At 60.9% G+C, this 18,114-nt stretch carries 16 protein-coding genes and 1 tRNA gene; 5 read left to right on the top strand and 12 right to left on the bottom strand.

All coding sequences use genetic code 11. The features are described from left to right. Positions 1-195 precede the first annotated feature (195 nt). Positions 196-444, bottom strand: a complete 249-nt coding sequence (locus AB8B20_RS29575) for a sulfurtransferase TusA family protein (RefSeq protein ID WP_093760742.1) — start codon at positions 442-444, stop codon at positions 196-198. Between the two features lie 70 nt (positions 445-514). Here AB8B20_RS29575 and mobA point away from each other — a divergent pair, with 70 nt between their 5' ends. Continuing rightward, positions 515-1,147, top strand: coding sequence for a molybdenum cofactor guanylyltransferase MobA (gene mobA / locus AB8B20_RS29570; protein WP_439070706.1), 633 nt, complete (start codon positions 515-517; stop codon positions 1,145-1,147). A gap of 54 nt (positions 1,148-1,201) precedes the next feature. Beyond that, the gene (locus tag AB8B20_RS29565; protein WP_439070705.1) at positions 1,202-2,410 is read left to right on the top strand and encodes an ABC transporter substrate-binding protein; all 1,209 of its coding nucleotides are present in this window, start codon (positions 1,202-1,204) and stop codon (positions 2,408-2,410) included. Positions 2,411-2,624: 214 nt separating this feature from the next. Here the strand turns inward: AB8B20_RS29565 and AB8B20_RS29560 are convergent, their stop codons facing one another. Then, positions 2,625-3,596: a TAXI family TRAP transporter solute-binding subunit gene (locus AB8B20_RS29560; protein ID WP_439070704.1), complete on the bottom strand. Its 972-nt coding sequence runs from the start codon at positions 3,594-3,596 to the stop codon at positions 2,625-2,627. A gap of 148 nt (positions 3,597-3,744) precedes the next feature. Between AB8B20_RS29560 and AB8B20_RS29555 the strand changes: the two genes are divergently transcribed. Further along, the gene (locus tag AB8B20_RS29555) at positions 3,745-4,722 is read left to right on the top strand and encodes a Bug family tripartite tricarboxylate transporter substrate binding protein (protein WP_439070703.1); all 978 of its coding nucleotides are present in this window, start codon (positions 3,745-3,747) and stop codon (positions 4,720-4,722) included. 16 nt (positions 4,723-4,738) lie between these two features. On the opposite strand, the gene AB8B20_RS29550 is transcribed toward AB8B20_RS29555, so the two are convergent. Beyond that, positions 4,739-4,951 (bottom strand): DUF1328 domain-containing protein, encoded by a 213-nt coding sequence (locus tag AB8B20_RS29550; protein WP_093760748.1) that lies wholly within the window; start codon positions 4,949-4,951, stop codon positions 4,739-4,741. A 151-nt stretch (positions 4,952-5,102) separates the two neighbouring features. On the opposite strand from AB8B20_RS29550, the gene AB8B20_RS29545 reads away from it, so the two are divergent. Next, a tRNA-Ile gene (locus tag AB8B20_RS29545) sits at positions 5,103-5,178 on the top strand. A gap of 1,028 nt (positions 5,179-6,206) precedes the next feature. On the opposite strand, the gene AB8B20_RS29540 is transcribed toward AB8B20_RS29545, so the two are convergent. Together AB8B20_RS29540 and AB8B20_RS29535 are read right to left on the bottom strand one after the other, a co-directional pair. Then, the gene (locus AB8B20_RS29540) at positions 6,207-9,347 is read right to left on the bottom strand and encodes a superinfection immunity protein (protein ID WP_439070702.1); all 3,141 of its coding nucleotides are present in this window, start codon (positions 9,345-9,347) and stop codon (positions 6,207-6,209) included. Between the two features lie 215 nt (positions 9,348-9,562). Continuing rightward, a complete protein-coding gene (locus AB8B20_RS29535; RefSeq protein ID WP_439070701.1) occupies positions 9,563-9,727 on the bottom strand; it encodes a hypothetical protein in 165 nt (54 codons plus the stop codon). A gap of 10 nt (positions 9,728-9,737) precedes the next feature. On the opposite strand from AB8B20_RS29535, the gene AB8B20_RS29530 reads away from it, so the two are divergent. Next, positions 9,738-10,082 (top strand): KTSC domain-containing protein, encoded by a 345-nt coding sequence (locus AB8B20_RS29530; RefSeq protein ID WP_439070700.1) that lies wholly within the window; start codon positions 9,738-9,740, stop codon positions 10,080-10,082. A gap of 382 nt (positions 10,083-10,464) precedes the next feature. Here AB8B20_RS29530 and AB8B20_RS29525 read toward each other — a convergent pair whose 3' ends face one another. The 7 genes from AB8B20_RS29525 to AB8B20_RS29495 all read right to left on the bottom strand — a co-directional run bounded on the left by AB8B20_RS29525 (position 10,465) and on the right by AB8B20_RS29495 (position 18,110). Next, entirely contained in the window at positions 10,465-10,920 is a 456-nt protein-coding gene (locus AB8B20_RS29525) for an SRPBCC family protein (RefSeq protein ID WP_439070699.1), read from the bottom strand. 91 nt (positions 10,921-11,011) lie between these two features. Further along, entirely contained in the window at positions 11,012-12,211 is a 1,200-nt protein-coding gene (locus AB8B20_RS29520) for an ABC transporter substrate-binding protein (protein ID WP_439070698.1), read from the bottom strand. A gap of 30 nt (positions 12,212-12,241) precedes the next feature. Then, on the bottom strand, positions 12,242-13,225 hold the full coding sequence (locus AB8B20_RS29515; RefSeq protein WP_439070697.1) for a zinc-dependent alcohol dehydrogenase family protein: 984 nt from the start codon (positions 13,223-13,225) through the stop codon (positions 12,242-12,244). Between the two features lie 14 nt (positions 13,226-13,239). After that, positions 13,240-14,208 (bottom strand): polysaccharide deacetylase family protein, encoded by a 969-nt coding sequence (locus AB8B20_RS29510; protein ID WP_439070696.1) that lies wholly within the window; start codon positions 14,206-14,208, stop codon positions 13,240-13,242. Between the two features lie 73 nt (positions 14,209-14,281). Then, complete coding sequence (locus AB8B20_RS29505; protein WP_439070695.1) at positions 14,282-16,831, bottom strand: xanthine dehydrogenase family protein molybdopterin-binding subunit; 2,550 nt, start codon at positions 16,829-16,831, stop codon at positions 14,282-14,284. Then, positions 16,753-17,235, bottom strand: coding sequence for a (2Fe-2S)-binding protein (locus tag AB8B20_RS29500; RefSeq protein ID WP_439070694.1), 483 nt, complete (start codon positions 17,233-17,235; stop codon positions 16,753-16,755). Before AB8B20_RS29500 ends, AB8B20_RS29505 begins: the two co-directional genes overlap by 79 nt. After that, the gene (locus AB8B20_RS29495; RefSeq protein ID WP_439070693.1) at positions 17,232-18,110 is read right to left on the bottom strand and encodes an FAD binding domain-containing protein; all 879 of its coding nucleotides are present in this window, start codon (positions 18,108-18,110) and stop codon (positions 17,232-17,234) included. The genes AB8B20_RS29500 and AB8B20_RS29495 overlap by 4 nt, the downstream gene beginning before the upstream one ends. Between the last annotated feature and the right edge of the window lie 4 nt (positions 18,111-18,114).

The raw sequence follows: 18,114 nt of genomic DNA, 5'->3' as shown, positions 1-18,114 counted from the left end.
TTCTCCCCTGCAGCCGACCCTTCTGAGCCGGTCTGCGATTTGAAAAAGTCGCTTCGTCAATTCCCCTGCGGCGCGCGGACAAAGATTCACGCACGCTCGCACTTTAGAACAGGGCCAGAAGCGACTGCGGGAGTCGATAGTCCAAAGGTATCAGGAGCGAAAATTTATCAATGATTTCCACTGCATCGCAGCAATTCAATCGCGATTTGCAATCGCAGCATTTCGTTTTTCGATGAAGAAAACGATCACATCGCCGCTGCGTTCGGAGGCTTCGATCTGATCGCCGCTTTGCTGGATCAATGCAGGGATGTCGATCACCGCGAGGGGGTCCGTGCAGTGGACTTCGAGGCGGTCGCCGACCGACAGTGCCTTCATCGCCTTGCGCGTCATCAGCGCCGGCAACGGGCATTTCAATCCGGTCAGGTCGAGCTTGGTCACGGGCATCGCGCGGTTCCACTTGGTGCAACTGCGTTATATCGGGCTGGCGTCAAATGTCATATGCAGCGGTATGGCGATGACGAACACATATCCGGCCGCGCTCGGCGTGCTTCTCGCGGGCGGTCTCGCGCGCCGGATGGGCGGCGGCGACAAGCCGATGCGTGAAATCCGCGGCCGCAGCATCCTGGCCCGCGTGATCGCACGCATCGCGCCGCAATGCGACGGACTGGTGCTGAACGCCAATGGTGATCCCGCGCGATTTGCGTCCTTCGGACTGCCGGTGATCGCCGACGACGTCGCGGATTTTCCCGGCCCCCTCGCCGGCATTCTCGCAGGTCTTGAATGGACAGCCGCCAACCGACCTGACGTCACGTGGATGCTGAGTGCCGCCGGCGACTGCCCGTTCCTGCCGCGCGATCTCGTCACCCGCTTGCATCAGGCCCGCATCGCGGAGAATGCGCAGCTTGCTGTTGCCTCGTCCGCAGGACAGTCGCACCCCGTCGTCGGCTTGTGGGATATCTCCCTCCGCCATGAGTTACGGCACGCACTCGTCAACGAGGACATCCGCAAGGTCGGCCGCTGGACATCCCGCTACGCGCTCGCGACCGTGGAATGGCCGACTGATCCTGTCGATCCGTTCTTCAATGCCAATACGATGGATGACATCGCGGAAGCCGAACGGCTTGCATTGCTCGACGACAAAGCCTGACCTAAGCTTCTCCCAACACGCGACCGAAGTGTCGCGACAAATGGGAGGACCTTCATGCGCGGCACATCTTTGTCCGTGATCTCAAGCATTGCACTTGCTCTCCTCGCCTCAACCGCCTCGGCCCAGGTCTCCGACGACGTCGTCAAGATCGGCGTACTCACCGACATGAACGGTCCGGCCTCGACGCCATCCGGCCAAGGCTCGGTGACAGCTGCACAAATGGCCGTCGATGATTTCGGCGGCAGCGTGCTCGGCAAGCCGATCAGCATCATCATCGGCGATCATCAGTTGAAGCCCGATGTCGGCGCCAGTCTCGCGCGGCGCTGGTACGATGTCGATCAGGTCGATCTCATCGTCGACGTGCCGGTCTCCGCTGTTGGCCTTGCCGTTCAGAACGTCGCCAACGATCGCAAGCGGCTGTTCATCACCCATTCGACGGGCGCCGCCGATTTCCACGGCAAGTTCTGCTCGCCCTATACGATGCAGTGGGTGTTCGATACCCGCGCCCTTGCCGTCGGCACCGCGCAGGAAGTCGTGAAGCGCGGCGGCGACAGCTGGTTCTTCATCACCGACGATTTCGCCTTCGGCCATGCGCTGGAGCGCGATGCATCTGCGGTGGTGACCAAAACCGGCGGCAAGGTGCTGGGTAGTGTGCGCCCGCCCTTCGGCGCGTCGGACCTGTCGTCCTTCGTGCTGCAGGCGCAGGCCTCGAAAGCCAAGATCATCGGCATCGCCGGTGGGCCGCCGAACAACATCAACGAGATCAAGACTGCCGGCGAATTCGGCGTGTTCAAGGGCGGCCAGCAGATGGCCGCCCTGCTGGCGCTGATCACCGACATCGACTCGCTGGGGCTGCAGACAGCACAGGGTCTGCTGCTGACCACCGCCTTTTACTGGGACATGGACGACAAGACCCGCGCCTGGTCGAAGCGCTTCTTCGAGAAGACCAAGCGGATGCCTACCATGTGGCAGGCCGGCGTCTATTCCTCCACCATGGTCTATCTCAACGCCATCAAGGAAGTAGGTACCGACGAGCCACTGAAAGTCGCCGCCAAGATGCGTGAGAAGCCGATCGAGGATTTCTTCGCCCGCAACGGCAAACTGCGCGAGGACGGCTTGATGGTCCACGACCTGATGCTGGTACAGGTCAAGTCGCCCGAAGAATCCAAGTATCCGTGGGACTACTACAAGATCCTCGCGAAGATTTCCGGCGAGGACGCATTTGGACCGCCGGACCCGGCTTGTGCGTTGGGGAAAAAGTAGCAGAAGAGAAACTATCGGCGGCGCTCCACCTTCCCTCTCCCCTTGCGGGAGAGGGTGGCCGCGCGAAGCGCGGACGGGAGAGGGGTGCGCAGAGCTCGGAGTTCGTGGCGCCCACTCCCGTCTGCGCGCCTTTTCGGCGCGCATCCACCCTCTCCCGCCTAGCGAAGCTGCGCTTCGTCTGGGGGGAGAGGGGAAGCAAGAGCGATCCGCTACGCTACTTCACCAATCCAATTTCTCGATAATACTTCAGCACCCCGGGATGGATCAGCGCCACATCAGGCGCTGACGCCACCGTATTCGATGCTGTCGTCTCCTTCGCCTGTGCGAGCCGCGCACCGAGCGTGGCTTCGGCGCCGTGCAGCGTCTTCGCAAGCCGATAGGCGACATCATCCGGCAGCGTTTCGCGCGCGAGGATGTAGCTCCACGAGCCCACTGACGCGATCGGCATCGGCTGGTTCGGATAGCTGTTGGCGCCCACCAGCATCGGCTTGAGGAAAGTATGTTTGGCGCGGATCTGCGCGATCTCCGCCGCATCGGGCGCAATGAAGCGCGCGCCGCCGGGGCTTTCGCTCATGGCCTTGAAGCCGGGCCAGCCGAGGCCAGCGCCCCACAATGCGGCAACGCGGCCGTCCTGCACCATCGCCGGACCGTCGCCGGCGCGGTCGAGATAGACCGCCTGAAAATCCTTGTCCTGATCGAGGCCGATCCCGTCCAGCACATAGCGCGACAGGAACACGAGGCCGGAGCCCTTCGCGCCGAAGGCGATCGGCTTGCCGACAAGATCGCGGATCGTCTTGTAGGGACTGTCGGCGCGGACCACGAACATGCCCGGATTGGAATACAGCGCGGTGATGATCTTGAGCTTCGTCGGCGCCCGGCCGATGCCCTTGAACGCTTCATAAGCGGGCTCGCCGGCCACCAAAGCGAGATCGAGCTGACCGGCTTCGAGCAACGGGATGTTCTCGGTCGACCCTTTAGTGTTGCGCGTCGCCAGCGTCAGCGACGGATCGGCCTTGTTCATCACCTCGGCAAAGGCGTCGCCATAGAGCGGGAAGCCGCCGCCGGGCGTCGCCGTGCCGAGACTCAAGCTGAGAGGCATGGTGGTCGACATCGGCTTGGCTCCCTCCTGCGCAATGGCCGTCGTGACAGTCAGGAATGCTGCGCAAACAAGCGGCATCATTTTCATGGGGCACCTCGACGTCGTTCGGTCTGCATCGTTCGACCAAGCTTGTAGGCAAAATCCGAATTCTATGAAAGCATGGAGGTAACGGGCGGCAAGCCCGATCGAACGACGTCGCGCATCAGCGCTGCGATTTTCATGTCTGGGAGGAACTATGATCGCTTTTCTGCGTGCCGCTGTGCTGTGTCTCGTCGGCCTCGCGAGCCTTACCACGACAACTCTCCCCGCCTCTGCCGCCGGCTATCCGGATCGCCCCGTGCGCTGGCTGATCGGCTTCGCTGCCGGCGGCCCTGTCGATATCGTGGCGCGCATCATGGCGCAGTGGCTGTCGGATCATTTCGGCCAGCAATTCGTCGTGGAAAACCGCGCTGGATCGGGCGGCAATCTGGCCGCCGCCGCGGCCGTGACCTCGGCGCCGGACGGCTATACGCTGCTGTTCGTCGCGCCGAACAACGCAATCTCGGCCTCGCTCTACAAGAAGCTGCCTTACGATTTCATCCGCGATACCGTGCCGGTCGCCAGCATCATGCAGCTCACCAATATGCTGGTGGTGTCGAATGGCATGCCTGTGAAAACGGTCCAGGAGTTCATCGACTACTGCAAGGCCAATCCGGGCAAGATCTCCTATGCGTCCTCGGGCAATGGCACCTCGGTGCATATGTCGGCCGAATTGTTCAAGGCGATGACCAAATGCGACATGATCCACGTGCCCTATCGCGGCTCGGCGATCGCCTTTCCCGACATCATCTCCAACAAGGTGCAGTTGATCTTCGACAACCTGCCCACGGCGCTCGAACAGTCGCGGGGCGGCACCGTCCGCGCGCTCGGCGTCACCTCGCCGCAACGCTGGCCCATCGTGCCGGATGTCCCGGCCATTGCCGAGACGGTGCCAGGCTTCGAGTCCATCGGCTTCTACGGCATCTCCGCGCCGAAGGGCACGCCGCCGGAGGTGATTGCCACCCTCAACAAGGCTGTGGGCGAAGCGCTGAAGGATCCGAAGCTGATCGCACGGCTCGCCGAGACCGGCGGCGTACCGAAGCCGATGACGCCCGAGGAATTCGGCAAACTGGTTGCCGCCGAGACCGAGAAATGGCGCAAGGTGGTGGAATTCGCCGGCGTCTCGGTCGATTGAGCTGGACGCTCTTCGTCTAGACGCTCACGGCGACCATGGCGGGCAGCAGCTCAGAACTGCTGACCGCCCCGGCGACCAGATAGGCGAAGCCCAGCAAAGCCAGGAAGCCGAGGAAGAACAGCGCAAAGAAGATGATCGAGAGCTTCTTGGCGAAAGCCGAGATGTTGGTGAGGCCGAGGCCGCCGGCAATCAGGGAAATGATCAGACAGATGACAGCCCAGCGAAACACCCGCGCCTCCCTACGTTGAAATTGCGCGGGCCAACGCCACCGCCCGGCCAAAGTTCCGCCCCCGGGAACGCGGCATTGCCCACAGGCGATGGCCGATATAAGGAATGCCTGCACCGCCGTCCCCGGTCCTCACGTCCGCTGGACGCCGGCGGGGCCTGTAGCTCAATGGTTAGAGCCGACCGCTCATAACGGTCTGGTTGCAGGTTCGAGTCCTGCCGGGCCCACCAATGATTTAGTGTTTTATGCGGACTACGAAAGAACGACTCGATTCCGGTTTAAGAACGACTCGGTTCCCTCTTTAAGAGTGACACGTTTTTTCGATCTCCCTGAAATCTTTGATTTAATTCTCCTGATTTTTTCTTAGCCGCGCTCAGCGCTGAAAAGATCGACGGGGGTCATTTCGAGCATTGTGCAGATATTGGGGGCGGTAAATTGCCCCCTCAATTCGCTTTGCAGTAGCTGCGGAAGCCAGTCACTTTGGCGAGAAGCCAGCTGGCTCGTCCAAATCCGCGTCCGCCTGCAACGTTCGGCACGATCGAGACCCACCCGTTCTTCAAGGCACAGGCAGAGTCCCGCCAGCACATCCGGAACACCCCTAGGCTCAAGGTCTGCGAGGAGCTACTGCGCGATTTCGGGCCGAACGGTCTTAGGTTTCCGGGACTCGTACGGCGCTAATCCACTCGAAGCAGGCCTGCGTCGCCTCCGACGACAGAAGCGGCAGCAGGCATAACGGGACAGCGTCCAGCGCGGTGACAACGCGCTAGTACGCGCCGAATAACAGCGGTTCAGGCAGCAACCTGACTGACAACTTCCACAGTTGCGTGCGCCAACACTTGGGGAGCGGCCTTAGTCCATCGAATTGCCTCGGCCGGATTCGCCGTCATCAGCTCCAAATGCCACACCATGGGCGGCTTACCTTCGGGCATCGGCGTCGTTACGCGGACTTTGGTAGTTTGCATTTCACACCTCGAATCTGTGGAAGCAACGATTTTACGCTTCCCCACAGGGGTTGGCCAATCCTGTGCCGCCCTTGACGAATCTGTAAACCCGCCTGGTGGCCGGAGAAAGCGGACGCGCCGAAATGCTCCCCGCCAAATCGAGAAGATCGGACACCACCGAGCCGACCCGCCCCTCCGTCTCGCTCGAGCATGTAATGCTGCGCACCACGACCATGAGGGCACCCGCGCGTTCCTTGAGGACGTCCTCGGCGTCGCGCCGGGATATCGCCCGCCGTTCTCCTTTTCTGGTACTAGTTCTATGCAATACCGATGCCCTCCATGCGGTCTTGGTTTCTACTGGCGATGAGCTGCCGCACTGCGTCCGACATCGCCTTGGCATCGTGAAGCTGCTCCGACAAGCCCGCCAATTGCAGCCTCGCCTCGTCGCGATCCGCGAAGGACGAGCCCTCCTCCGCCTGCACCGTCATCCGGTCGACAGTCTTCTGTGCTTTCGCGACGGCTTCGTCCATTTCCAGGATCACGCGAGGCCCATCATCGGCCATGCGCTTTATCTTGCCCAACTGCTCGGCGGTTTCTTCGGCACGCTCATCTGAGAGGGCCTCGGGCGGCATCAGTGCGCAGAATTTTTCGTAATGCGCTGCATCGCATTCGAATATCAGGGATGAGAAGTCGGAAAAGACGATCAGGCCGGTGACCGTCTCGGTGGTCTCGTCGCCGGCGAACCTGTAATCAAGGATGGCGCCCCCGAGCGCCGCATGACGTCCCGTGAAGATGGCGGCGCCGATGCCTGTGAGGGCGGAACGTCCCAAGGTCCGCCCGACGCTTATCTTCGTCGCGGCGTCGATCTTTGCTATGCAACGGATCTGGCGCTTCACGTCGTACCTGACGTCGAAAGACCCGGACCGACCTGACGAGGCGCGCGAAATTCCGATGAACGGGTGCTTGAAGTATGCGACGAGGTCGTCTGAGCCAAATATTACGGGGCCTCGGGCGATCGCAAATCCGAAAATCTCGGCCTGCTGGATCGGAATTTTCCAGCCGGAGTATATCTCACGGTCACTCATCTGCCCCAACACCGCGTCGGGGCGTCGGGAAAGACCGATGGCCTCAGCACTGTTCATTCCGTCGAGCGCCGACCTCGCAGGTCCGGTGAAAGCCCAGATGATCAGCGCCAGCCAGCCGAGTCCGGTGACGCCGAAAATCACGTTCAGGACCAGGATGGCCCAGCTGTAAACGTGTCGCCTTTTGAATCCGACGAACGTCGGCAGCAGATACGCTGTCGCCAGAAGCGGGATCAGGAGGATTGGTCCTCCGATGGTCGCCAAAAAAGTCGATACGGCCACCACGGCGGCCCATCCGTAAATGCCAGCATGAGGATGGGCCAGCAGGTCCTCGAGCGCCGAGCCTTGCTCGGTGACCGCGACCGCCGTCGTGGCCGATGCCGCGGCACGGAATGGCGGCTCTACCCGTTCAGCGCCGGGGCTCCCGGTCTTCTCCGTTGCCGCTGCGGGCGGTTCGACGATGGTCGAGATCGGCTCCGTGCCGAGATCCATCTTGGGGACAGCCATCACGATCGTCGGCAAGTCGGCGTTGCGCGGCGGAGCGACATCGCGGGGTTCCGTCGGGGGCTCGATCTTATCATCACCCGGCACCCGCGCGACGACATCGCGCTTGCCCTTTAAGGCGAGGTAGAGCACGGACGCCAACAACAAGAGGATCACAGCCACCAGCGCCGTGACCAGACCGCTGGATGCAGACGCCGCTTGAGGAAGAGGCGCTGTTGAGGCTTTCGATGAGTTGGCGACGGGCGCGCTGGGGGGGGCTTGCGCGCCCGCCGTCTCGTCACCTTTTGTCCGCGAGTTCTCCGTCACGACGACCAACGGCAAAGGTGCCTTCTCTGCGGAAGGCGCCGTGCCGGAGACATCCTGCCCGTTGGCCGCTATTTTCGCGTCGGTCCGCGTCTCGGCGGCAGCCGGCGTGGGCTGAGGGGCGAGAGGGATCACTCGCGGAGCCACGGCTTCGGCTTCGGGTTTCGGGGGCTGACTAGGCCGCTCCGGCGCACCGACTGATCCGTTGGCGTTCGTCTCGCTTGTGGCAGGCTTGGCAGCCGCCTGCGCGGTCGCTGCCGACGAGGCTTGTGGTTGAGCCTTTGCTGGCTCGCTGGGAGGCACTGCGGCCGTGTCGAGCGACTGGACGGGGGGAGCCGCTGCAGTGGAGGCTTCCGGCATTTGCCTGGCCGGAGGAGCCGCCGAGGCGATGGGCGCGGGAGAGATCTGTGAAGCGTCCACGGTGAGGAAACGAAGCGTGCCGCGACCGTTCGCGTCCCAGCTTGCAGCCCAGACGTACCCGGCCCCCCCGGTGAGCCTGTAGACGGGCAGACCGAGACGCGCGGAGCGTTGGAAGTTTCCGATATGATCGACGATGAGTCCTGCACGGACGTCCCTCCCCGCGGCCAGTTCGCCCATCGACTTCGGATCGAGTGGTTGCAGGACGACGTCGCCCCAGTAGGCGATCAGACCGTTCGGAGCGTCCGGCCGTCCGGGCATCGAGATCGTCCGCGGCGGCCCGAACTTGATGGACAGCCGATTGACGTCGTCCTGCGCTTCATTACCGGCGAATAAGGCGGGCTCGAGATAGCGGTTCACGTACCGAGCGGTCCCGTCCGCCGTGTGGAGTATCGAATTGGAAGACATGTACTGCCCGCGCGGGGAAGTCTCGGCGCGCCGCTTCTGGCACCACGTGAAGTCCGGGAACTGCTCGCTCGGAGCGCAGCGATAGTCCCTGTAGGAGGCGCTGTCAGGGACAATGCGGCCGCCCAATGCCAGGCCGTCCACCGAATAGATCGACTTCGTTGCCACCGCCGGAACAACGGGCTCTGGCTGGAACGCTGGCGCGCCTCGCCGTTGGAATTCAGACATTGTAGCAAGCTGCGCCTGCCTGATGCAGTCGACGTCGGCGCCGCAGCTTTGTCGCGACCGGAGCAGCGGACCTGCAACGGACCTCGCTGCGGGCTCGCCATATCGTGCGCGAAGGAATTCGTAGCGCGCAACGACGGCCCGGTCGAGACGCGACAATTCCGCGTTGGAGCAGATGGCCATCTCGTCGGGACGGTTCGCCACCGCGCAATTGAAGCTCGGCCCGGGCCGGTCCGCCGGTGCGACCGCCTGCGTGCGGCACGCCGCCCGGATTTCGGCAACACGAGGATCGGAAGGATTGATGCCTTGCCTGATGGCGGTGTTAATGGACGAGCCGCTCTGGCGCAGTGCCTGGTCGACACACCCGACCTCCCGTGCCGGTAACCTTTCCCACTCTGCCTGGGCCGCAAGGGTGATGCCTGACCTCACCATCGACCCGAACAGATCGATGACGTCTCCTTGGCTTTGGGCATTCGCGCCGACCGTAAGCAACGAGATAACGAGACCCAGAAGCCCACCCAAGCAAATCCGCATTGCAACCCCGCTCCAAGGAATCTCCTAGTCCTCGGTACCGAACGAAGCGCAGCAGTGCAACTCATAATAGAAACTGCGATTACCACTTTACTCCGCGAACTGACCTTTGGCGGGCAGGATAAAGGGCTTTCGTTCGATTCCAAAGAGATCAGCTTTAATCAGATCAACCGGGCCGTGGGCCACCGACGCCACACGGGCGTCAACTAATCCGTCTGCCCCAGCAGCTTCGCCATGCGCCTTAAGACCTCAGCGTCTTCCGGATTACCAGTCTCGATAAGCTCGGCAAGCTCTTTCATTTCAGCATCGGCCGGTTCATCTTGATGCTTCGGCTTAACTACTTTCAGCCAGGTCACGATCTTCTCGAACATCGGAATTCCCATGCTTCGATTTGTTCTGCTACTCAGCTCTTCGATTGCGGGTGCCACCTGGGCCACTGCCGAGACCGCGGATGTAGAGTATTACGGCCAGCTGAACCTGAAGACTTTTGCGTGCACCGAGATCATGCGCAGCAGCTTCGTCAATCGTGCCTGTTATGACAAGGCCCAGAAGTTCATGGTCGTGCAACTCAACGCCACCTACTACCCCTACTGCGAAATGCCAGCGGCCACCTACGATGCGTTTCTGGCAGCTCCGTCCATGGGTAAGTACTACAACGCCAACATCAAAGGTTCGGATAGCGATGGGCCATACGACTGCCGGACGCATCGGAAACCGACTTACTGAGCGGCGTCAGAACCACCAATACGCCACAACTAGGAAGAGCAAGCCGCTCCGATGCCCAACACCCGTTAGGCGTTGCAGCGGAGAAATCGCCATAGCTAGATCGCGTCTGTCATTCTTAAGACCGCATCGGTATCAGCCCGGCTGGACGCTCGGGAAAAATGAAGTCGGGGCTTACGCGTGGGTCGTATAGGAACGAGCAGCGTTCGATACGAGGTCGGTCTATTCCAGGACGACGCTGAGGAAGCCTCCGCACAGGGGTATTTTCGTGCACGTATATGTTGACCGTGCGTCCGGGCGCTCGTGGCGCTTCCGGAAGGGCTTCGATCCGCAGTGTCCGCTTGGCAAGATAACATTGACGACGAGCCAGTTGCCGCTCCAACGGCTATGGCTCATCTCCGCCAACGGCCTTTGCAAGATTTCCGAAGAATTCGTCGGCAATTTTCTTGGCCGAGCCATTGATGAGGCGCTGACCGAGTTGGGCAAGCTTGCCGCCGATCTGCGCCTCTACATCGTAGGTCAGGACCGTGCCGTCGCCGTCTTCCTGAAGGACCACCACTGCCCCGCCCTTGGCGAACCCGGCGATGCCGCCCTCCCCCTCGCCCGCTATGCGGTATCCATTGGGCGCATCGAGATCGCTCAGGGTAACCCGCCCTTTGAATCGAGCTGATACGGGTCCGACTTTGATCTTCGCCGTGGCCCGAAAGCCGCCGTCCTCCGTCTGCTCCAACTCTTCGCAACCGGGGATGCAAGCCTTCAGCACTGCCGGATCGTTGAGCTTTGCCCATACCGCTTCCCGCGCGGCTTCCAACCGGACCGAGCCGTTCATCGTCATTGCCATGAGTAACTCCAGGTTATCCGGTCTTAAAATTGAATCCGTTCGCCATAGTCGCCGATTGATCGTCACAATCGACTGACGCAAGGTATTCGTGTCACTTCTTCACGAGCGGGCATCTCGAAAGCGACAGCGGTTGGAAGGCTGACTCGCCGGGGATCGTCGCCAGAAGTCTGTAATTGTCCCATCGCCCCTTCGACTCCGAGGGCTTCTTGACTTCGAACAGATACATGTCGTGGATCATCCGGCCGTCCTCCCGGATATAGCCCCCCTTAACGAACATGTCGTCGATCCGGGTTTTCTTCATTTCTCCCATCACAGCAACGGCATCGGTGGTGTTGGCAGCCTGTACAGCCTTCAGATAGGTCAGGACCGATGAATAGATGGAGGCCTGTGCCGAGGTTGGCATGCGGTTGATTTTCGCCTGGAAGCGTTTTGAGAAAGCGCGCGTCTCATCGTTCAGGTCCCAATAAAACCCTTCGGTCAAAATGAGGCCTTGCGCGGTGTTCAGACCTAAAGTGTCGATGTCGGTGATGAAGGCGAGAAGCGTCACCAGCCGCTGCTTGGCTGTAATGCCGAATTCCGCTGACTGCTTGATCGCATTCACAGTATCGCTGCCCGCATTCGCCAGCCCGATCACCTTCGCGCCCGACGCCTGTGCTTGCAGCAGGAAGGAGGAGAAATCCGATGTGTTCAGCGGATGTCTCACACCACCGAGCACCCGTCCGCCCGTCGCCTTCACGACATTCGTCGTGTCCTTTTCGAGATCGAGGCCGAACGCATAATCGGCCGTCAGGAAAAACCAGCTGTCAAATCCCTGCTTAACGGCGGCGAGACCAGTGCCGTTCGCCAGCGCGAACGTGTCGTAGTTATAGTGGACAGTGTAAGGACCACACGCCTCGTTCGTCAGCCTCGTCGCGCCCGGACCACTCAGCATGATAATTTTTCCGCGGGTTTTCGCAACTTCATTGGCCGCGAGTGCGGTAGCGGAGGCAGCGACGTCGATAAGCGCTTCGACGCCCTGATTGTCGATCCATTCACGTGCGATATTGCTGGCGAGATCGGCCTTGTTCAGATGGTCCGCCGATAGAATTTCGATCTTTCGGCCGAGTACTTCGCCGCCGAAATCTTCGACCGCCATCTTCGCCGCATATACGCTGCCTTCACCCGTAATATCGGCATATGTCCCCGACATGTCGAGGATCGCACCGAGTTTCAGAGGTGCGGTGTTTTGCGCCCATGCCACCGGCGCGAAGAGGATTGCGGCGACCGCAGTCGCAAGTCGTAGCGTGTTCATGATGATGAATCCTTGGTGCTTTGCAACGCGTCAATGATCGCTGGGGGCGACCAGTATTTTTCCGCTATGAGCAGCCCGCTGGGCATGCGTCAGCGCGGCCTTGATGTCGTTGATCGGATAGACCCTTTCGATCACCGCATGGGATTGTCCGCGCATTATTCGCCGAGTGATGGCGTCGTAGATGGCGCCAATCTCCCCGGTCGACCGGCGGTCCAGGAAGCGGCCAAGCAGGAACCCTTCATAACGAAGGCCGCGATAGACCAAATCGGACGGCGGAATGACGATGCTTTCGCCAGACATTGACCCGTAGGTGCAGACCGTACCGCCGTCCATGACGCACGACGCAATGCGGTGGGTCGCTTCACCGGCTACGGCATCGATGCCGAGCTTGACCCGGGCGCCGCCGGTCGCTTCGGCGACCACCGTGTCCAGGCCGGGTTGATCGACGACACAGACATCCGCGCCGAGCGCTTTGAGCTCGTCGAAGACTTCCGGACGACGAACAACATTCACGGTTTTGACGCCCTTCTCGACTGCGAGAGCGACGATCAGCTTGCCGACGGCGGAGTTCGCCACGTTCTGGATGATCCAATCCCCCGGTCCCGTATCCACCAGATCGAGCAGCAACATCGCAGTCGGGGGATTGATCCGAATCATCGCTGCCTGGTGGATATCGATCTCCGCAGGAAGGACAATGACACGATCGCCCTTCACTTTTCTCCGCTGCGCCCAGTTCTCGCGATCGAGATTGATGACGAGATCGCCGGGACTAACTCGCGAGACCGAGGCCCCCACGGCTGCAACACGGCCGACGCATTCAGCGCCCGGTGTCGCGGGCAGCGGAGGCTTCAGCCGATAGTTTCCCTTGCAGAAGGAAATGTCAGCAGGATTGATCGGAAATGCCAGTACGTCGAAAACAACTTCATCCGAAGCTGGCTCCCCAACATCTGGCGCCTCGGCGCAGCGCGCGATCTGAGCGGGATCGCCGTAGCTATCGAGCAGGATCTTCTTCAATTGTGCGTCCCCAATCAGTACATCTTCGGAAAAAACACGCCTTCGGCCTCGTCCGAGATCGCCTTGAAGACCCGGTACATAAATTCAGGCGTGGCGAGCCCGGGCATCGGATGGATCTTTTCGATCTCGGTGATCGCGGCAGGCGGACAATCCTCGATTCCCACGGAGCGGAGATCCGCCCATTTCTGGATATGATTCAGGAAACGTGGCGTGATCAGTGGCACAGGCTGGCTGTTGAATGGATCCCGCATCGCCTCTTCAAGGCCGATGAACTCCACCCCCGCGCGCTCGAACTCCTCAAGGATCCGATCGATGCAGTCCGCTGCGAGGGGGGTGCCATGGATGAGCCAAATGTATGCTGGGTCCCGCCCGAACATGGTCCGGGCCGCTGCCGACTGGTGTCTCAGTTGGTTTACGGCTGTCTGGACGAACGTGTCGCGCAATCCACTCACGGCCATCTGGTCTCCGGCCAGCACGGCGCGATAATGGGCACCGATGAATTCGGTGTCGTAGAACCAGACATTGATTGGCGCGGCCGTGTAGTTGTTCAACTTCAAATACGTCGCGACGGCATCAAACTTCTGCTGGGTGTTGCCCCAATTATCCATCGCGTAACGGAAGTATTTCACCGGCGAACAAGCCGACCATCGGTCTATGACGGCCTCGGTCCGCTCGATGTCTTCGACATAATGGTGCTCATCGAGCCAATTCAGGTTCGCGTGATAATGGGTATGGTTGGATATCCAGTGCCCCTCCTCTGCCCAGTGATCGAAGACGCGCAACAGAGCGGGGTCGTCGGTCGCGGGCGCGGTTCCGGAGAATGCATAAACGCCCTTGAGGCCGAAGCGCGCAAATGCTGACGTCAGTGATCTGGTGACCGACAACGGATTATAGCCTGTTGCCCAGGGTATCCCCTTCCAAAGCAACAAATCGTCGACCGTGACGGCCAGCTTCACTTTCCCGAGGGGAGAGATTGGGCGCATCGCAAGCGTTTCCTCGACTTCGCCTCGACGATCCACGGCCGTCAGGGTCGTTATTTAATTCGTCCGCCGTCGCCTATATCGCTGGTGGATACATCGCACCTGGCTCGTAGTACCGCGTGGTTGGCTTCGGCGACGGGGCGCTGACCCGTCCCCTCAACTCATGCAAGAACGAGGGAGTGACCGGTAATTCATCGACGAATATCCGTTCTTCGGAGAACGCGTCGTCGATGGCCGAGGCGATGGCGGGCATCGCTGCCAGTCTGCCGCCCTCCCCGCACCCCTTGATACCAAATTCTGTGAAGGGCGATGGCGTCTCCACGTGATCTACAACGATGTCCGGCACCTCGTGTGAGGTCGGCACCGCATAATCACCAAGGGTAGCCGTTACGAGCTGCCCTTGTTCGTCGTAGTGATACTTCTCGTAGAGTGCCGTCCCGATGCCCTGCGCGATGCCGCCCCGGATCTGGCCATCCACTGTTTTCGGATTGACGATCGTGCCAGCGTCATGGACGGCTACATAATGCAGGATCTCGGTCTTGTTGGTCGCCTCGTCGATCTCGACGACGACGACGTGGCAGGCATGGCCGACGATCGGATAGAAGACGCCGAGGTCCGAGCGATCCGCATTCGGCATCGTGGTGTACGGGTGGTCGTATGTGTATTGCGCTACCAGCCCACTCCGGAAACTCTCATCGGCCGGAAATAGAAGTCGGAAGCTGTGCGCGGCCCGCGAGACCTCGGCGAATGAAAGACCCTTTGTCGGCTCATTTCGCGCGAAAATCCGCTCGTCGTAACATTCCAGCTCCTCGACCGCGACACCGGTGCGATGAGATGCATAACGGAACATCTTCGCCTTCAGCTCGCGGCACGCGCCTGCGATCGCGCCAGCCAACATGACGGTGTAGCGGCTGCCAACCGGCCCTTTCGAGATCAGTCCGTTATCTGTTGCAGCGTAGTTGATCGTGATGCGCTGCGGATCGATGGACAGGTTTTCCGCAACAAGCTGAGTAGCCATCGTCTCTGGATTGTTGCCCCAGTGCGGAGCGTAGAGCGTTACAATCGCGACACCGTCCGGATTAAGTTTAATCTGGACGCTTTCAGGGCTGCTGGACTGCGGCAGGATCGGATTCTTGTCGAGAAACCACAACTCGGTCACGCTGAGCACGCTGCGCTCGTTCACCGTCGAGATGCCTATCCCGATGCGCTTGCCGCGTTTACTGGCAGCAGCCTTCTTGGCGCGCCAGCGCGGAATATCCGCGAGGCTCAGCGCGCGGTCGAGGACCCGCGCGTAATCGCCACTGTCATAGATGTTGCCGTTCGGAATGCGATACGGAAACTGCTCTTTGGCAATGAAATTCTGACGCCGGAGCTCGATCGGATCCCGCCCGAGCCTCCGCGCCGCTTCATCGACTAACCGTTCGATGACGAAGTTTCCGACCTCGCCGCCGAAGCCGCGATACGGCGCCTGCTGCGTCTTGTTCGTGACGACCGCGGTCAGGTCGTATTCAAGGGCCTCTATCCGGTACGGGCCGGTGGCCTGGGCCAGCGCGTTACCGTGCGAGCCCGTGTTCATCATGAAATAGGCCCCGTAGTCGTCGAGCACCTTGAGGCTGAGACCGGTGAACCTGCCGTCCTCATCGACCGCAAGCGCAGCGTCGTAGACACGGTCCGACGCGTGCTGGTTCCCGTTGGCCATATGTTCGAGGCGGTCCTCCAGATATTTCACGGGACGGCGGACCTTGCGTGCCAAGGCGGCGGCGATCAACGGCACGTGATATAGCGAGGACTTACCTCCGAAACTTCCACCCACGTCGCGGATGTGAAAGTTCATCTGGTACGGCTCGACACCAAGCGCGCGCGCCAGCCTTGCACCGATCACGCTCTGCTGAGACATGTTGGAGTAGACGGTGAACTTGCGCTCTGCAGGATCGTATTCAACGACGGCGCCGCACGTCTCGATGGGCTGCGGCGACACGCGCGGCCAGCGGAACCGGCGGCGTATGATATGTTTGGCATTTCCGAAGGTATCGTCCACCGGTCCCCACTTGTAGTGGCTCCGATGCACGACATTGCTGCCGAATTCTTCGTGAAGCACCGCGTCTCCCATCGCGGAGACGGCCTGCTCGGGATCGACAACTGCCGGAAGCGCCTCGTAATCGACCTGGATCAGAGCCACTGCATCTTCAGCGACATACCTGCTCTCGGCGACGACCGCGACAACCGGTTCACCGACGTGACGAACCTTATCGATAGCGATGCAATGCTGAATGACGGGCGGATTGCTAAGCGTCGGCAGAGGACCGGTGGTCTCCGCCAGCTCGCGGCCGGTGACGACCGCAAGCACCCCCGGCAAGCGACGCGCATCTTCAACATCGATGGACACGATGCGCGCATGGGCATGGGGGCTCGCTAGAATGGCCACATGAGCCATCCTCGGTAGCGCAATGTCATCGACATACTTGCCGCGCCCCATCAGGAAGCGGGCGTCTTCCGGACGCTTGATGCTCTGGCCGATCCACCGGAAATTCCGTCCCGAAGGGCTATTCATGGCTGATCTCCTCCCGCAGCCCGGCCAGCGGCCTCTACTGCATCGATGATGGTCTCGTAACCGGTGCAGCGGCACAGATTGCCGGAAAGAGCTTCGCGGACTTGCTCGCGGCCAGGGGACCTGACGGCCCGCAGCAATTCTGTCGCGGTCATCAGGAAGCCTGGCGTACAGAACCCGCACTGAAGAGCATACGCATCACGAAACGCGTTCTGCAGCGGTGAAAGGGAATCGTCTTGCGCCAGACTTTCTACGGTCTCGATGACGCATCCGTCCGCCTGGGCAGCGAAAGTGAGGCAGGAACGGACAGAGACGCCGTCAAGCAGGACCGTGCAGGCACCGCAGACACCGTGCTCGCACCCGACATGTGTTCCGGTAAGTCCGAGGTCACCCCGTATGAAATCCGAGAGAAGCAGTCTGGGCTCCACGCTCTTAGTCATGGCCTCACCGTTGACGGTGAGCTCGATGGTTATTTTGGTCACGAGACATCCTCCGACGAACGGTCCCGGGCATTTGTGAGCGCGCGCACTATCAGGGCCCGGGTCAAATCCTTGCGGTACGCGGCGCTCACACTGGCGGTGGAATGAAACTCCACCTCCGTCACAACGGCATCTGCGACCGCGGCAATCTCCTCGGCCGACAGGCGGGTACCTGCGAGCTTCCGGTCTACATGCTCGATTCTGACGGGCTGATCCGAGACCCCAGTCAGATATACAACCGCCTCGTCACACGTGCCGTTCGATATGCGGATCTTGGCCGCGACGGCCGCCATCGCGAAGTCGCCCTTTCGCAGATTCATCTCTTCGAAAGCGCACCATTCTCCAGCGGTCCGCTTGGGTATCCTGATTTCGACAAGTAGCTCATCTGCCTCGAGCGCCGTCGTGAACACCCCCAGAAAGAAGTCGCGGGCTCGGACGGACCGGCCTCCCCCATGGCTGCGCAGCACCATCGTGGCGTCCAAAGCGCACATCACCGCTGGCATTTCCGAGGCAGCGTCTGCATGCGCAAGGTTGCCGCCGATCGTGCCGCGGTTGCGGATGGTCGCGTGCGCAACATGTTCGTACGCCGCGGTAATCATCGGGGCGTGCTTCGCAATCACCTCGCTCGACTTGAGCGCAGCATGGCGGGTCATCGCGCCGACGACGAGCCCGTCGTCGCTCTCGCGGATATATGCCAGATCATGAAGCCGATTGATGTCGATGATGATTGCAGGCTGAAGCACCCGGAAATTCATCATCGGCACGAGGCTTTGCCCGCCCGCGAGAAGCTTCGCATCGTCGTTCAAGTGGGCGCGCAAGGCCAGCAACGCCTCGTCCACGGTCGCTGGACGTACGTATTCGAACGGAGCAGGTTTCATCTTT

Origin of the sequence: Tardiphaga sp. 866_E4_N1_4, from assembly GCF_052076075.1 — a bacterium.
In the GTDB taxonomy this organism is placed as follows: Bacteria; Pseudomonadota; Alphaproteobacteria; order Rhizobiales; family Xanthobacteraceae; genus Tardiphaga; species Tardiphaga robiniae.
The sequence above is the reverse complement of the archived record's forward strand: the minus strand, read 5'-3'. Positions and strand labels throughout refer to the sequence as shown.

Coding starts and splice junctions, on each gene's coding strand:
- AB8B20_RS29575 (WP_093760742.1), bottom strand. CDS start 444: ATGCCCGTGACCAAGCTCGACCTGACCGGATTGAAATGCCCGTTGCCG.
- mobA (WP_439070706.1), top strand. CDS start 515: ATGACGAACACATATCCGGCCGCGCTCGGCGTGCTTCTCGCGGGCGGT.
- AB8B20_RS29565 (WP_439070705.1), top strand. CDS start 1,202: ATGCGCGGCACATCTTTGTCCGTGATCTCAAGCATTGCACTTGCTCTC.
- AB8B20_RS29560 (WP_439070704.1), bottom strand. CDS start 3,596: ATGAAAATGATGCCGCTTGTTTGCGCAGCATTCCTGACTGTCACGACG.
- AB8B20_RS29555 (WP_439070703.1), top strand. CDS start 3,745: ATGATCGCTTTTCTGCGTGCCGCTGTGCTGTGTCTCGTCGGCCTCGCG.
- AB8B20_RS29535 (WP_439070701.1), bottom strand. CDS start 9,727: ATGTTCGAGAAGATCGTGACCTGGCTGAAAGTAGTTAAGCCGAAGCAT.
- AB8B20_RS29530 (WP_439070700.1), top strand. CDS start 9,738: ATGCTTCGATTTGTTCTGCTACTCAGCTCTTCGATTGCGGGTGCCACC.
- AB8B20_RS29525 (WP_439070699.1), bottom strand. CDS start 10,920: ATGGCAATGACGATGAACGGCTCGGTCCGGTTGGAAGCCGCGCGGGAA.
- AB8B20_RS29520 (WP_439070698.1), bottom strand. CDS start 12,211: ATGAACACGCTACGACTTGCGACTGCGGTCGCCGCAATCCTCTTCGCG.
- AB8B20_RS29510 (WP_439070696.1), bottom strand. CDS start 14,208: ATGCGCCCAATCTCTCCCCTCGGGAAAGTGAAGCTGGCCGTCACGGTC.
- AB8B20_RS29495 (WP_439070693.1), bottom strand. CDS start 18,110: ATGAAACCTGCTCCGTTCGAATACGTACGTCCAGCGACCGTGGACGAG.